Source organism: Butyricimonas sp. Marseille-P3923 (assembly GCF_900184685.1).
GTDB lineage: Bacteria > Bacteroidota > Bacteroidia > Bacteroidales > Marinifilaceae > Butyricimonas > Butyricimonas muris.
Genome location: NZ_FXXL01000006.1, coordinates 1 through 15,199, shown reverse-complemented (window position 1 = coordinate 15,199; position 15,199 = coordinate 1). Strand labels below are relative to the sequence as shown.

The window sequence follows — 15,199 nt, the reverse complement described above, 5'->3', positions numbered from 1 at the left end:
AGACATTTAGTGCTATATTGGTCTTAGAATTTTGTGCTTGCCGAAGATTTTTTTCAATTTTTCTGAAAAAATCTCATTTTCTTTTCACCCTTTTTTCACCCCTTCTCGCTTAGAGGGTAGAAAACAGAAAAACTATGAGCATAAAAGACGAAAAAGAATGGTTACGAGCGGTGCTGGAAGGGAGAGTGAAGCCGGGTGATGCCGAGTGGCGGAAAATTTGGCGGGATGCGGATTTCGCGAGGGTGCGGGGCGTGTTGCGGGAAGTGGGGATGATGGAGCGGAGTGATGTGGTGTTCGACCGGGAGAAAATGTGGAGAGTTGTCGAGGGATACCGGGGTGAAGGTCAGAATCGGCGTCGGGTGGCAATGTTGTGGCGTTGGGTTGCGGCGGTAATGATCCCGTTATTCGTGGGTGGCACGATATGGTTCTCGTTACGGGAAACAAAAGAGATTCCCGTGGCACAAGTTCCGGTACTGGAGGCGGGCAGTCCTCAAGCCGTGTTGATTATGGCGAAAGGAGAACGGATAAATTTGGCATCCGTCCAAGTTGATACTTTAACAACTAAAGGAGGCGTGCGTGTTCGCTTGGATTCGGCTCGAAGCGTGACCTATGAACAGGGAGAGGGGCAATCGACCGAGGTGGAATACAACACGATTGTAGTCCCGCGTAAAGGAGAGTATCAGTTGACACTGGCAGACGGTTCTAGGGTTTACTTGAATTCCGAATCGGAAATTCGCTTCCCGACATTCTTCTCGGGTGAGGAACGCAAAGTGTATCTTAAGGGAGAAGCCTTCTTCGAGGTGGCACCCGATGCCGGGAAACCTTTTATCGTTGACGTTGGTGAAGTGGATGTGCGGGTACTGGGTACCCGGTTTAACGTGAATGCTTATACTCCGGACGAAGTGATTCGTACGACGTTGGTATCCGGAAAGGTGCGGGTAAGCGATCGAAAAGATAGAGCGTCAACCATTCTTGCACCCGGACAGCAAGCCGTGTGGGAAGAAGGTAGAATCTCGACGAAAGAAGTGGATGCGGCAGCAGTTTCTGCTTGGGTAGACGGAAAATTCTATTTCGAGGAAGGTGCGACATTGGAAGAAATTGCGGCGCAATTGCAGCGTTGGTATGATGTTGATTTCTTCTTTGCTTCCGAGCGTGTGAAGCGTTTTGTCTTTGCCGGGGTAATCAAGAAGGAGTACACGGCAAACGAGATATTCTCGATAATAGAGAAAACCACGCGGGTGAAATTTACCGTGAACGGTAGGACGGTTGTCGTGACTGAACTGAATAGATGAATCTAAAAATAAACCGGGAATTGCAGCAACAACTCCCGGTGTAGCGAAACCATCCCGGGAAACTTGCGATTTCCCGAGGATGAATGTTTAACTCTTATCACAAAACTATGAAAAAAAAACGAACGGGCACGTGGTTCCCGTTAAAAAAATCACGTGCGAAAATTTTAATGGTTATGAAATTGACTTTTTTATTGATGTGTGGTTTTGTCTTTTCGCTTTCTGCGTCCGTGCGAGCACAGGATCAGATGGTGACACTGAAAGTCGAGGGGATGCCTTTTACCAAGGTAATCTCTGAACTGAAACGGCAGACACAACTGGATTTCTTTTACAGTTTTGACGAGGTGGACGTGAATCAAGCGATCTCGCTCAACGTGAAAAATGCGAAGGTTGATGAGGTATTACGGCAAATGCTAGGGAGGAGATTCACGTGGGAATATGTTGACAAAATGGTTATTATTAAGCCTGTGGTGGGTTCGGATGAGCCGGAGAAAAAATCAGTTCGCTTGAAAGGGTTCGTGTATGACACGCAAAAACAGCCAATCCCGGGAGTAACGGTAAAAGTGAGTGGATTGGCATTAGGTACATCAACGAACGAGAAAGGATGGTTTGCTTTGGAATTGCCCATGGCGAAGGGGACCTTGGAGTTTTCTTTCATCGGATTTAAAAGGGAAACGATGGAATTTTTCGAGAAAACAGCTAAAGACACTCTTCGGATTACATTGAAGGAAGACAGTCAGGTATTGGATGAAACGGTAGTCGTTGCATTTGGTACACAGAAAAAGGAAAGTGTGGTTGCTTCTATCACAACTGTTGATGCTAAAACTTTAAAATCTTCGAGTAGCGATTTGACGACACAATTTGCTGGAAAGATTCCCGGTATGATCGCTTGGCAGACAGGAGGACTTCCGGGAGCGTTGACTGAGGACGAAATGAATACGAAATTCTATATTCGGGGTATCACTTCATTCCAGACCGGAGCAAATATTGATCCATTGATTTTGATTGACGGGGTGGAATCTTCTAAATTGGATTTATCTCGTATTGCTCCAGAAGATATTGAGAGTTTTAGTGTGTTGAAAGATGCTTCTGCCACGGCTATGTATGGCGCTCGTGGGGCGAATGGGGTTATTCTTATTGAAACTAAAAAAGGAGAAGAAGGTTCTGTTTATACTTCTGTACGTTACGAGGCGATTGCCTCTATGCCTACGCGAGAGATCGAAGTTGTAGATGCTGTTACTTACATGAAAATGTATAACCAGGCTCTTTTAGCTCGAAATCCAAGTGCAACTCCTCAATATAGCGTGGAGCGTATCGAACGTACTGCTTCTGGAAAGTATCCCTCGTGGGTATATCCTGCTAATGATTGGTACGACATTTTGTTTAAAGATTATACGGTTAATCACCACATGGGGTTGAACATGCGGGGTGGGTCGAGCATGGTGCAATATTATGCTTCTTTCAATTATAATCAAGACGAAGGTATGTTAAAAACTGATAGATTAAATCAGTTTGATTGCAATATCAAAAGTAATACTTTTACTTTCCGTACTAATATTAATATTGATTTGTCGGCGGGAATTAGATTATTGGTTAATGCTTCTGCTAATTTGGATAAATATCATGGACCGTTAACTGACGTGACGGAAGCTTATTATTTGGCTTTTAACGCTTCTCCGGTGGATTTTGCCCCGACGTATCCGGGAGATGAAAAATATTCCTGGCCTCATTTGCGATTTGGAGGAATAAATAGTGAAACAACCAATCCATACAAGAGTCTGCATAGTGGGTATAAGGATCGTAGTCGTTATTCGGCAACCAGCAGGGTGGAGTATATGCACAATCTTTCATCTTTATTGAAAGGTTTAGAGTTGCGTGCCAGCTTATCTTTGAATAAAGAGGGATATTATGCAGTTTCTTATGAAACCAAACCTTTCATGTATGCATTGGGGAACTATGATTTTGAAACAGGAAAACATACATTAGTGGCTTTAAATGAAGAAGATGCTCGAAGAACTTTAGACTATAAAGGTAAAAATTCGACTCAAGCTACTCAGTTAAGTTATGAGATTCGTGCGTTACATTCGGCGGCTTGGGGAGAGCATCAAACCAGTTTGACAGGAGTGTTCAATGCACAAGAAACAACGACGGATGATGTCGGTGGTAGTGTCTTGGGGGGAATCCCTCAACGCAACATGAGTCTTTCCATGCGTGGTACATATGGTTTTAGGGATAAATATTTTTTTGAAGGTAGCTTTGGTTACAATGGCTCGGAACGCTTTGACAAAAATCACCAGTGGGGATTTTTTCCGTCTATCGGTATGGCATGGGTGGCTTCCAAAGAGAATTTTTTAGCTAACCATACCGCCCAGTGGTTATCTTTCCTGAAATTCAGGTTTTCATGGGGACAAGTAGGGAATGATGGTATTATCTCATCTCCCCGTTTCACTCATCTTCCGGTACTTGAGAAAGAGAATGAAACAGATCCGAGACCTAACGGAAATGCGACTAATAGGTATAAATTATCTTCTTACCCGAACACGAAGATAAAGTGGGAAGTCGCAGAGCAAATGAATTTAGGAATTGAGACAAAATTATTTGATGGATTATTGGATGTAACGGCTGATATATATCAAGAGATACGCCATAATATATTAGACTACCGGATTGCAGTACCGGCTACAGTGGGGTTGGAGGAGTATCAATTGGCGAATGTCGGTAAAGCTCGCTCCCGAGGTATTGATCTTGCCGGTAAAATTCAGCATGCTTTTTCTTCCGATTTTTGGGTTATTCTTAACGGTACGTTTACTTATAGTAAGGCTATTTATTTGGAAATAGAAGAGGCAATAGATAAGCCAGAATGGCAACGCAAGAAAGGGCATGAAATTTCGCAAGCCGTGGGGTATATTGCCGATGGTTTATTCCGCGGGCAATCGGAAATTGATAATGCTCCGATGCAAGACGGTCAACTTAAACCAGGGGATATTCGTTACCGGGATCTTAACGGAGATGGAAAAATCGACGTGAACGATGCCACTTATATAGGTTTTCCCGAAACACCTCGAGTAATCTACGGTTTTAGCGGTTTCTTGAATTATAAAAATTGGGAATTTAGTTTTGCTTTCCAAGGATCTGGTAAACGTTCATTTTTTATGGATCCCATGCAGATCAATCCTTTTGTCGGCGGACAAGCCATGTTAAAGGCCATTTATGATGATCATTGGAGTGAAGATAATATGACGGATAATCCTTTTTGGCCGCGTCTTTCCACGTATGCTATCAGTACTCATAATCCACAAGAAGATTGGAGTTCAGGAGTGGAAGAGCGTAAAAGTACTTATTTTATGCGTGAATGTCGATTCTTGCGTTGCACATCGATAGAATTGGCTTATAATTTGCCGAGTGCGTTGAGAACAAAGTTAAGAATGCAAAATGTGAAATTTTATGCACGTGTCAATAATCCATTCTTGATCACAAACTTTAAAGTGTGGGACGTAGAGTTGGGGAATAGTGGGTTCAATTACCCAATACAACGTACGTTCTCGTTAGGGGTAAATGTTAGTTTTTAATTTATTAAATGTTTAGAATATGAAACATGTAATATCGACATTTCTTTGGATGGCTTTACTATTCTATGGATGTGATTATCTAGATATGGTGCCGGAAAAAGATATTGAAACCGTGGAATCGGTTTTTGAACAACGGGCGAATGCAGATACTTGGCTTCGTGGAATATATACTCAAGTTATAGGAATAGTGTCTAGTCTTAGTGAAAATGAAGCTTACTTGGGAGCGGATGAGTTCGTTTCTGGTGAATATATGAGAAATTTTTATCAAGGAGGAGAGTATAATTTCCCCGGATTTAAAATTGCAGAGGGAGCTCAAATGGCACATAAACCTTATGGAAATATTTGGAATCAAGGTGGAGTATTTAACCATTATACTTCCTTTTATGAAACCATTCGATCTTGTAATATTTTTCTAGAAAATATTAACAACGTTTATAACATGGAAGATTGGGAAAAACGTCAATGGGCTGCAGAGATCAAAGCATTAAAAGCTTATACTTATTTCGAGTTAGTACGTCGTTACGGACCGATTGTTTTGGTTCCTCGAAATATTGATGTGGATGTGGATATATCACTCATGCAGCAACCTCGTGCTCATGTAGATACATGTTTCAACGAGATGGTTCGCCTACTTGACGAATCTATTCGAGATTTGCCTCTTGCTATGAATAGGGGGACAGAGCGTGTTGCTTTTTTTAGTAAAGAATCAGCATGGGCACTTAAAGCCCGGGTTTTACTTTATGCGGCTTCTCCCCTTTTCAATGGAAACGAATATTATTCAAATTTTAAAGGAAAGAATGGAGAAACACTTTTTAGCGAGGAATATGATCATGAAAAGTGGAAATTGGCAGCAGAAGCTGCCGATAGTGCGATTATGATATGCGAGGTTTCCCATCCCTTGTATAATACGACGGCTGGACGAGGTAGTGAATTGTTAAATACGATGGGTGATATTGAAGGAAGTGTACTTTCTGCGTTCACTAATTCGGAGGTATTGTTAGAATGGAAAGATGCAAGCAGCAGGAATGCTACTTTTCATGCATTGTGTTTGCCTAGGGTACAAAAAACGAATTATCTGTCGACTGCGGTATTTGGGTGTCTTGCACCTTCGATGAAAATGGTAGAAATGTACTACACGGAACATGGGCTACCTATAGATTTGGACAACACGTGGGATTATAATGGTCGTTATCAAATGGCAATGGAAAGTAGCCCTTTGTACAAGGATGTTGTACCTACCGGAATTCAAATACTGAAACTGCATTTGCGTAGGGAACCTCGCTTTTATGCTTGTATTGCGGCAGATCGGCTTAAATGGCAATTGGGACCGAAGTCGACAGATAATTTAACGATAGAAGCTTATAAAGACGAGGATTTTGGTACGCAATACGATATTATCACTAGCAATGATTATCAGAATATTAATGGTTATTGGTTAAAAAAGCACCTTAATTCCAGATGGCCGTTGAAAGGGTATGCTGGTAATGTGTCCGATAATCAAACTTTGCCCGTCATTCGTATGGCAGAACTCTATTTGATGCAGGCTGAAGCGTGGAACGAGTATCTGGAAGTTCCTAACGAGGAAAAAGTGTACGCCCCGTTAAATAAAGTGCGGGAACGTGCTGGTATTGTGGATGTGGTGACTGCATGGAAATCTTACTCGAAAGATCCTGGAAGGGTAGATAGTAAGATAGGTATGCGTGATATTATTCGTAGGGAAATCAATATAGAGTTAGCTTTTGAGGGGCAACGATATTGGAATCTTCGTCGTTGGAAAATAGCACACGAGGAATTGAATTGCAAACAAATGGGATGGAACGTGCTTGGGGAATCAGCCCAAAAGTTTTACAATAATTTTGAAGGTCCCGTGGAAGTGTGGAGCGGGTGTAAATTTACAGTGCCACGAGATTATCTCTATCCTATTCAATCGGAAGAAGTATTGATTTCTAGTGTGATACAGAATTTGGGTTGGTGAAATGAATAAAATAATACATTTGATTATGAAATATAAATTACTAGTGTTGATTATATTCATGGGAATCTTCGGGTGTAAAAACGAAGATGATAACGTTTTTATCGTGCCTGAAGATGCTTTCAAGGTAAATTTTGAAAAGATTGCGGGAGGGGCAGTAATGCGTTATGTTTTACCCTCGAACGCTGGGGTATATGGTATTAATGTACGTTACAGGGATTGCAGGGGAAAAGAGGTGTTGAAAGTGAATGATTACGGGTGCGATTCACTTGTTTTGGACGGGTTCAACGAGGCAAGAGAAAATGTTCTCGCTCGGGTGACATTTGTTAATAACCAAAACGTGGAGTCGGAACCTATTGATGTGACATTTTCTACGGATGATTCTGCTCCCTACGCCTTTTTTGACGGGGCAGACGTTTCTTCTTCGTGGGGCGGCTTTCAGGTTATTTACAAGGCTCCTGAATATGTTGCTGGTTTTGTCCACGTTCTATATTTGGGAGAAGATCCGCTGACAAAACAATCAGATACATTATTGTTGAAAACTTTGCCGATAACAAAAGGTGGAGATACTCTTGTATTTCAGTTACAACAGGAATCAGCTATTAACACGATTGTCCTGCGCACGGAAGATTATAAAGGTTATCGCGTGAGGCAGAAGGTGTGGGAAAACATTGAAGCATTAGAAAAGAAAAAATTTGCCTTGACAAGTGAGAATTTTTTCGATATTGCCAATCTTTCGGTTGATGATGAAGATGATAAAATGGGAATAGAATACCTTTTTGATGGGGATTTGAGAGGTGAGAAAGCTTTATCTTCCCAAACTGACGAGGCGTATACATTCCTTGCTGGACCTAATGCGATAGGTAAGCCTTTTATTATTGATTTGGGAGAAGAGATCGTGCCTGCCAGTCTCCGAATTTATGGAATGTTAAATATTGATGCATATTTTACTATGTATGGATATAATTACTATTTGTGGGAGTATTATTATGCCAATAAATTACCGTGTAAAGTGACGGTATATGCAAGCAATGATAAAAATGGGGATGATGATTCATGGATTAGAGTAGGTAAATTTGAACAAGATCCAGACACTTATTTTAAAGATAGATGGTCTGCTTCTTGCCTTGATGAAACTTATGATTATATCTCGGATCCGAGAGAGCTAGAAAAGGCTGATCCTGCTTTCATGGAAGTTTTTTTTGCTTACTCGGGACAAAAATATCGTTATTTGAAATTGGTAATCAACGAGGTGTTTAATGCTTCGATGTCGGAAATACAGACAAGTTACCCGAATGTGAAAAATTATGTTACCATGCATGAGTTAGAGGTCTACGTAAAAAAATAAGTTATGAGAAGAATATCATATATAATAAATTTATTGATTGTCACTGCGATATTGATAGGGTGCGGTGAAAGCCTTGAAGATACTTACGACGCCGGTAACGGAAGAATCCGTTATTTGGGTAAGTGTAAGGATTTGAGTGTCACGGTGGGATGGAAACGATTGCATTTAGAATGGAAAAATAGTGTCGATGCAGACATTGAGTCTGTAAAGGTTTCGTGGACAGTGAAAGACGTGAAACGGGATTCTTTGTTACCTAGAGGCACAACTTCGTGTGAGCTTCTTGATTTGGCTGATGGCACATATTTTTTGGAGGTATGTGCCGTGGATAAAAATGGTAATGAATCATTTGTGATAACAAATTATGCTCGACCTTACACGGAAGACCATGAGATCGTGCGGACATTCACGAAAGCGATCACGAAATTCTATAAAGTCGGGGAGCATTTGGTATTCTTTATGGATACATGGAACGATAATATTATTGATATAACTCTTCACTACACGAGTAGCCTTAATGGAGGGAAGAAACAAATGACGTTGACAAAAGAGATATTCAAGAAAGGTTTTGATATTTTGAAAAATGTCGATACACGTGAGAAAATTTACATCGAGAGAGAAGGAAAGTTGGAGGGATGTCCGGATACATTGAAATTTGAACCTATTGAATTAGAAGACACTCGAATCTATACTTCTGATTTTAAAAGTGCGATACAAATGCGTTATGGCTTTTCTGATAAATCAGATGTCGAAAAGATTGAATTTGAACATTTTATAGACACGGTAACTATGTTGGAATTTGACTATGATATGACCACATTCGAGGATGTTTTGTATTGTTCCAAGTTAAAGAAAATTATACTCGGTAAGAATCGTTATCTCGTGGGGATCTATCCAACAACTAAGGATAAAAGCATTCTTTATGATGAGGAACGGAGTATAAAAGCGCTAAACGCTGCGATAGATTTACGGGGAGTTGTTATCGAGAGGTATAACGATCATTATTTTGGTAATGAGAGTGAATTGAATTCTTTGGAAAACAGAGGTGCTACCGAGTTACCAGATAATTTGAGTTACATCTTGCCGTCGATGATAGATACAATTACTTGTTCTATCGAAGATCAGGAGTCTTATTTAGAGGAACTGTTGGATAACGATATGGCCACGTGGTGGGAGTCCACTTTGCAATCCGATGTCGTGCGGACGTATGAATTGACTATTGTTTTGAAAGAGGAACAACCGATACATGGAATTAAAATCGTACAAGCTCTGTACGATCCGACTAAAGATAGAGATTCGAAGTATTATATACCGAGTTCGATTAAAATTAAAACATCGGTGGACGAGAGAAGTTGGCAGAATGTTACTTTTATGGAAGAGAATACTTTGGGACAAGGTTCTGGGGAAAGCACCCTTCTTCCGATTGCCGAGGGAACTCGGAGTGTGAAATTCATCAAAGTAACTTTAGTTGATGGGGTAAATGGTTCTGTTGCTAGGGTGAAACTTGCTGATATTGTAGCTTATTAAAGTAGATTAGGGAATTCAAGGCTTTTTCATGGAGCCTTGAATTTTTACTTTTTTTTAATACGTGTAAATTTGAAAAAGAAGCTCCCAGAAGTTTCTTCCTGGGATTCTTGTTTACAATATATCATATGACGAAGAAGTTTATAACATTATTTACAATGATAGTTTGTTCTGTCATTTGTAAAGCTCAAGAAGGTTATAGGATCAGTGGGAAAATTGACGGTGTTGCTAATGGTTCTCTTTTGTTGCTGACTAATGAAGGTGATATTCCGGACACCTTGGCTATAACCAAAGTTGAAAATGGTGCTTTTGTTTTCCATGGAAAAGTGGAGAGAGCGGTGGCTGTAAATATCGTTATGACAGGCGAGGAAGTAGAGATACCACTGATACTTGAAAACACTCAATTCATGATTAATGTGAGAAAGAATGAGATGTTAATAAAAGGAGGTGAACAACAGGATATTTTGGGGTATTTTAGTCGAATTAAAACCTTACTTGTGCAAACATGTGAACGTATACAGAAAGAGTATCAGTTGGCAGAACAAGTTGATAATAAAGAGAAAATGCAGTCTTTGTCTAATTTGTTTGAAGAAACGATAGCAATTACCCGTGAACAGGAAAAAGAGTTGTTGGAGAAATATGCTGACACTTATGCGGTTGCTTATGTCGTGGCGAGCGATATGTATCAACTGGAATTGGATACATTAAAAGTAAGGTATGATTTGCTAGGTAAAAATGCTAGAACATCAGTACCGGGACGTGCAGTTGCAACGTTGATATCCATGTGGGAAAACGTCAAGGAGGGAAACGTTGCCCCGGATTTCACGGTGGCTTCCCTGCAAGGAGACTCGCTTTCCCTTCACTCGGTAAAAGGTAAGTTGAAATTGTTACATTTTTGGACATCGAATGATCCTGTCTGCCGTCGGGATAACGTGAATATCCTCAATCTTTACCAGCGCTTCCACCTGAAAGGATTGGAAATTATTAGCGTGTCGAGGGATGAAAACGAGCAGGCGTGGATGAAGGCCATAAACACGGACGGGATGTTTTGGAAAAACGGTCTGGATCAGGAGGCTCGAGTTTTTCATCTTTACGGGGCGAAAGCGCTTCCTTACACGATATTGCTGGATGAGGAGAATCGCATCATTGCTAAAAATCTTGAAAACAAAGTTCTTCAAAAGAAAATCAACGAGTTGTTAAAGAAAAAATAATATCAAGATTACTCGTTTTTATTCAGCCGGGGTACCTCTTTTGTGCGTGAAGGGAGTGTATACCCCGGTTTTTTCGTGGAGATATATAAAATCTATCGGGATGGTCATTTCATGAAACCTAACACTTGATAATCATGGAAAACAGATACATCCCGGGGACGGGAAACACGTCCGCGACAGAAAACGCTGTCGCGGAGATAATAGATTTCAAAAAAGACCGGCTCTTCGTTTGGAATAAAGATTCTTATGACCGGGTTTTTCACGCGGAAATCCTTTGGTTGGAAGCCAGTCGTAATTATTGTTGCATGCACTTGAAGGATCGCCCGAAAATTCTTGTTGGGCACCCGCTGTTAACCCTCGAAAAAGGTCTTCCGGCGGGACTGTTCACGCGGGTGCATCGCGGTTACATGGTGAATTTGGAGCACGTGGAACGTGTACGGGGGAACACGATTTATATCGGCAAACAGGAAATCCCGCTAGGACAACCCTACCGGGAGGGCTTTCTCGCCCGTTTCCATTTTTTAGGAAGCGTGAAGGGCTTGCACAAGTAGAGAAGAACACGCTTAAGTAACATTATTTATAAACCGTTTCGTGGAATGGCTGTTCCGGTTTGGCTGTTCGGTCAGTTGAACGGGACGGGGGATCAGTGGATCGGGTGTACGGGATAAATTAGTTGTGCGTGGTGTGTGGGCATACTATTTTTGTCGTGTAATCAAAAATTAAACGATATGGAATTATTATTTGACAGGACTAAAGAACAAGAGAGGGACCCGGGGAGAACAAGGCGAAGAGGAGGCGGGGAAAGGGCGAGAACAAGCCACAACTCCGGCACAACTCCAACACGGGTATTGTACAACATCTTGCCGGACAAGCGTGGCACGGTCGTTATCGTGATCGTGTATCCTTGGTCGGGCTTTATCTCTTCCCGTCCGCTTTTTGCACGTGGCGGGAATCAAGTAAAAACAATTTATTCACTTAAAAATGCAGGATGATGGCAGAAATAAGCAGTATTTTCAAGATTAAAGGGCGAATCGGTAACACGATTTTTAGCGGACGGAACGGCAAGTATTACGCCCGGGCGGTACCGGCATCGGTGAGCAACCCGAACACGGAGAAACAACAGGCGGTTCGTGATCGCTTCCGGGTGGCGGTTCGTTTTTACCAGCGTTTGAAAGAAACACCCTTGGAAGAGGTTTGGCGTCGTTCCGGCAAGAATGCTAAACTCACGGGGTTCGCCCTGTTCATGAGGGAGAACCTGAAAATGTTCGATCACCGGGGTAAAATTGTTGATTATGACGGTTTACGCCTTGCAACGGGAAACCGGGACGGGGTGTACGACTTGTCGGCTTCCGTGGACGACGGGAGCCGGGTAACCCTTCGCTGGGCGGGTGCCGACGATAGTGCCTACTTGGATCAGAATGATCGCTTGATGGTTGTCTTGTTGCGAGGCGATCGCGCGTTCTCGCCGGAAGTGGTAGAGGAAGTGCAAGTCACGCGAGGAGAGGGAATGGCCGTGTTCCCGCTATACCGGGTGAAAGATGTGCCGGTGCACGTGTATTGTTTTTTCGTGTCACCGTCGTTTTCTGCTTTCTCTAACTCTCAACACGTGGTGGTATGAGCGGGGGAAGAAAACCCGTGGCGGGGCTCGTCAACTCGGTCGGGGAGGTGATCGACCGCTTGACGCTTCCCGCCCGGGAGAAAAAGAAGCTGGAAACAGATATCCTGCGGGTGATCGCCGAACGCGAGCGACAGCGTTTGGAGTCGAGTGCTGCCGTGGTCGGGGAGGAAGCCCGGGGAAACTGGCTGCAACGCTCGTGGCGCCCGCTCGTGATGTTGATATTTGCCGTGATTATTCTTGTCGGGACGTTCACCAGCTTGCCGATTCTGGCGGAAACCTCCCGTTTCTGGGATTTGCTGGAAATCGGGTTGGGCGGGTACGTGGTGGGTAGAAGCGGGGAGAAAATCATAGAGGCTGTCACGCGAAAACGATGTTAATTTTAGATTTTTAAATGTATAAACATGATGATTTTTAATTCTCAAATTTCAATCGTCAACCATCGGTTGACGGGGAACGGTGTGGTTCACTTGCAATGTGCGAAAAACACGCGCAAGTTGGTAGGCCCGGATATGATTGTTTTGCACTATACCGGGGGAACGAGTCCGATGTCATCGGCTCTTTTCTTGACCAGACCGGACGTGACCGCTTCGGCACATCTGGTGATCGGGCGGGAAGGGGAACTGGTTCAACTCGTGCCGTTTAATATAGAGGCGTGGCACGCGGGGAGAAGCTGGTACGCGGGACGTGCCGAGTTGAATCATTATTCAATCGGTATCGAATTGGATAACCTTGGAAAACTTCGCGTGGAAGGGAACACGTTCGTGGCGGAGTGTGGACGGAAAGTGAAGCCGGAAGATGTACATGCCGATTGCTCGGGAGAGGAATTGACATACTGGCATCGTTACACGAGTGTACAGGTGAGGACGTTGGTCGAGGTGTGCAAGTTGCTGGAATCCAATTACCCGATTCGCGACGTGGTAGGGCACTCGGACATCACGAACCGGAAGATAGACCCGGGACTGGCGCTGGAATTCGCCTTGAGGGAAGCATTTTAGATTTATGATTTATGATTTATGATTTATGATTTATGATTTATGATTCGTGGATTTTGTAATCAAGTGATTTCATTTTCAATTTTCAACTTTTAATTTTCAATTATTATGGCAGAATTTAATTCTTATTTGTTAGGTAAAGCGAGAAGATCAGTGGGTAACATCACGTTGTGTTACACGAGAAGTAAAAACATCGCCAAAGCGAAGGTGTTTTCAAGGAAAGATAACCCGACACCGGAGATTCTTGACCAACGGGCGAGAATGAAAGCGTTGGTATCCTTGTCCCGGAAGATTATACCCGTGATCCGGAAAGGATTCGTGGGAATCGGTAACGGAACGACCTCGAACGCCTTCGTGGCGCGAAACATGGGGGCGGTAAACGTGGACGAGAAACACGTGGGAACGGTAGATCTCGACCTGTTGAAGCTGGCCGCGGGGATACTTTACCCTCCCAAGGTCACAGTCGCGTACAGCACGGGTAGCCAGAAGTACACGTTCGAGCAAGAGATGCAAGGAGAGGAAGATGGATTCGCTTTGCAGGATGACAGGGTTTACGGGGTGCTTTACGAAACGGTACTGGGGCGCGCGAGATTGGTGACCTTGCGGGACCGCGGCGAAAGTGGTAGCACGAGTTACGCGTTACCGGAGGACTGGAACAACGAAAACGTGAAGGCGTATTGCTTCGCCACGTCGAAAAACGGGCGACAAGCATCAGATAGTAGAGTCTTGACGATAGGGGAATCCTAATTTGTTTCGTTTTGCTATGCCAAGAGGGGGATCGGTCAAGTAGGCCGGTTCCCTATTTTTAATAGGGATTGATGAAATATTTTAGATAATCTACTTTAGATTATCTAAAATAGATAGTCTAAAATGGATAGTGAAAAGATATTTTCATTCTTTTGTCAAAAATGAAATCGATATGAAAAGGAGTGAAGAATCCATTTTATTCGCGTGTTGGCTGAAGCTATTTTATTGAAATTTCCTGAAAAGACAAGTACCGGGAATACTTTGAGACTTGGAATGGCGTGTGGTGTTGTTTTTAAATATTTGTTTTCTAGTGTCTTGTAAAAAAGTTAAAAAAAAGAGGGTAAAAAATTTGGAAAAGGGGATTTTATGCTGTTATCTTTGCACCCGCTAAACCGGAAGGGGGGGCGAGTGAAGAGAGAGGTTGGCGAAGTTCTTTAGATGTTGTAGAGATGAAGCGAGGGGGGTAAAAGTTAGTTGTAACGACACCCCGCGAAAAAAGTTTGAAAAAACTTTGAAAAAGATTTGGAAGGGAAGGGAAAAACGTTTTATCTTTGCATCCGCTTTCGCCTCGAGAAAAGGGCGAGGGTGAAGACGAGAGAAGAAGAGTTCTTTAAAATATTGACGTGAACAAAACAACGTAGCGAGCGTGAATCGAAGAACGACGAGAGTCGTGATTCATGAACACATGACCCTGCCAGAACAAAATTTCTGAATAATATTTTACAATGAAGAGTTTGATCCTGGCTCAGGATGAACGCTAGCGACAGGCTTAACACATGCAAGTCGAGGGGCAGCGGGGAGTAGTAATACTTCGCCGGCGACCGGCGCACGGGTGAGTAACACGTGTGCAACCAACCCCGTACCGGGAGATAACCCGCGGAAACGTGGACTAACACCCCATGATACTTCAAGACCGCATGGTCTTGATTTTA

At 42.9% G+C, this 15,199-nt stretch carries 12 protein-coding genes and 1 rRNA gene; all 13 read left to right on the top strand.

What is annotated here, in order from left to right:
* The first annotated feature begins 134 nt into the window (after positions 1 to 134).
* Positions 135 to 1,292, top strand: a complete 1,158-nt coding sequence (locus CS948_RS06050; RefSeq protein WP_099290834.1) for a FecR family protein — start codon at positions 135 to 137, stop codon at positions 1,290 to 1,292.
* Positions 1,293 to 1,465: 173 nt separating this feature from the next.
* Positions 1,466 to 4,858, top strand: a complete 3,393-nt coding sequence (locus CS948_RS06045; protein ID WP_255301884.1) for a TonB-dependent receptor — start codon at positions 1,466 to 1,468, stop codon at positions 4,856 to 4,858.
* Positions 4,859 to 4,877: 19 nt separating this feature from the next.
* Positions 4,878 to 6,833 carry a RagB/SusD family nutrient uptake outer membrane protein gene (locus tag CS948_RS06040; RefSeq protein WP_099290833.1) on the top strand — a complete coding sequence of 652 codons (1,956 nt, stop codon included), beginning with the start codon at positions 4,878 to 4,880 and terminating at the stop codon, positions 6,831 to 6,833.
* A 25-nt stretch (positions 6,834 to 6,858) separates the two neighbouring features.
* On the top strand, positions 6,859 to 8,178 hold the full coding sequence (locus CS948_RS06035; RefSeq protein ID WP_176554950.1) for a DUF4959 domain-containing protein: 1,320 nt from the start codon (positions 6,859 to 6,861) through the stop codon (positions 8,176 to 8,178).
* 3 nt (positions 8,179 to 8,181) lie between these two features.
* Positions 8,182 to 9,702 (top strand): DUF4998 domain-containing protein, encoded by a 1,521-nt coding sequence (locus CS948_RS06030; protein ID WP_099290831.1) that lies wholly within the window; start codon positions 8,182 to 8,184, stop codon positions 9,700 to 9,702.
* A 155-nt stretch (positions 9,703 to 9,857) separates the two neighbouring features.
* Positions 9,858 to 10,910, top strand: a complete 1,053-nt coding sequence (locus CS948_RS06025) for a TlpA disulfide reductase family protein (RefSeq protein WP_176554949.1) — start codon at positions 9,858 to 9,860, stop codon at positions 10,908 to 10,910.
* 134 nt (positions 10,911 to 11,044) lie between these two features.
* On the top strand, positions 11,045 to 11,461 hold the full coding sequence (locus CS948_RS06020; protein WP_255301883.1) for a LytTR family DNA-binding domain-containing protein: 417 nt from the start codon (positions 11,045 to 11,047) through the stop codon (positions 11,459 to 11,461).
* Positions 11,462 to 11,638: 177 nt separating this feature from the next.
* A complete protein-coding gene (locus CS948_RS06015) occupies positions 11,639 to 11,902 on the top strand; it encodes a hypothetical protein (protein WP_099290829.1) in 264 nt (87 codons plus the stop codon).
* A complete protein-coding gene (locus CS948_RS06010) occupies positions 11,902 to 12,528 on the top strand; it encodes a DUF6266 family protein (RefSeq protein ID WP_099290828.1) in 627 nt (208 codons plus the stop codon). Before CS948_RS06015 ends, CS948_RS06010 begins: the two co-directional genes overlap by 1 nt.
* Positions 12,525 to 12,905, top strand: coding sequence for a 3TM-type holin (locus CS948_RS06005; RefSeq protein WP_099290827.1), 381 nt, complete (start codon positions 12,525 to 12,527; stop codon positions 12,903 to 12,905). Before CS948_RS06010 ends, CS948_RS06005 begins: the two co-directional genes overlap by 4 nt.
* Positions 12,906 to 12,929: 24 nt before the next feature.
* Positions 12,930 to 13,523 carry an N-acetylmuramoyl-L-alanine amidase gene (locus tag CS948_RS06000; RefSeq protein ID WP_255301882.1) on the top strand — a complete coding sequence of 198 codons (594 nt, stop codon included), beginning with the start codon at positions 12,930 to 12,932 and terminating at the stop codon, positions 13,521 to 13,523.
* A 105-nt stretch (positions 13,524 to 13,628) separates the two neighbouring features.
* Positions 13,629 to 14,267 (top strand): hypothetical protein, encoded by a 639-nt coding sequence (locus CS948_RS05995; RefSeq protein ID WP_099290826.1) that lies wholly within the window; start codon positions 13,629 to 13,631, stop codon positions 14,265 to 14,267.
* A 722-nt stretch (positions 14,268 to 14,989) separates the two neighbouring features.
* Positions 14,990 to 15,199 (top strand): 16S ribosomal RNA (locus CS948_RS05990); the annotation flags it as partial.

Excerpts from the sequence above, each read along its gene's own strand:
- CS948_RS06050 (WP_099290834.1), top strand. The coding sequence starts at position 135 with ATGAGCATAAAAGACGAAAAAGAATGGTTACGAGCGGTGCTGGAAGGG.
- CS948_RS06045 (WP_255301884.1), top strand. The coding sequence starts at position 1,466 with ATGAAATTGACTTTTTTATTGATGTGTGGTTTTGTCTTTTCGCTTTCT.
- CS948_RS06040 (WP_099290833.1), top strand. The coding sequence starts at position 4,878 with ATGAAACATGTAATATCGACATTTCTTTGGATGGCTTTACTATTCTAT.
- CS948_RS06035 (WP_176554950.1), top strand. The coding sequence starts at position 6,859 with ATGAAATATAAATTACTAGTGTTGATTATATTCATGGGAATCTTCGGG.
- CS948_RS06030 (WP_099290831.1), top strand. The coding sequence starts at position 8,182 with ATGAGAAGAATATCATATATAATAAATTTATTGATTGTCACTGCGATA.
- CS948_RS06025 (WP_176554949.1), top strand. The coding sequence starts at position 9,858 with ATGATAGTTTGTTCTGTCATTTGTAAAGCTCAAGAAGGTTATAGGATC.
- CS948_RS06020 (WP_255301883.1), top strand. The coding sequence starts at position 11,045 with ATGGAAAACAGATACATCCCGGGGACGGGAAACACGTCCGCGACAGAA.
- CS948_RS06015 (WP_099290829.1), top strand. The coding sequence starts at position 11,639 with ATGGAATTATTATTTGACAGGACTAAAGAACAAGAGAGGGACCCGGGG.
- CS948_RS06010 (WP_099290828.1), top strand. The coding sequence starts at position 11,902 with ATGGCAGAAATAAGCAGTATTTTCAAGATTAAAGGGCGAATCGGTAAC.
- CS948_RS06005 (WP_099290827.1), top strand. The coding sequence starts at position 12,525 with ATGAGCGGGGGAAGAAAACCCGTGGCGGGGCTCGTCAACTCGGTCGGG.
- CS948_RS06000 (WP_255301882.1), top strand. The coding sequence starts at position 12,930 with ATGATGATTTTTAATTCTCAAATTTCAATCGTCAACCATCGGTTGACG.
- CS948_RS05995 (WP_099290826.1), top strand. The coding sequence starts at position 13,629 with ATGGCAGAATTTAATTCTTATTTGTTAGGTAAAGCGAGAAGATCAGTG.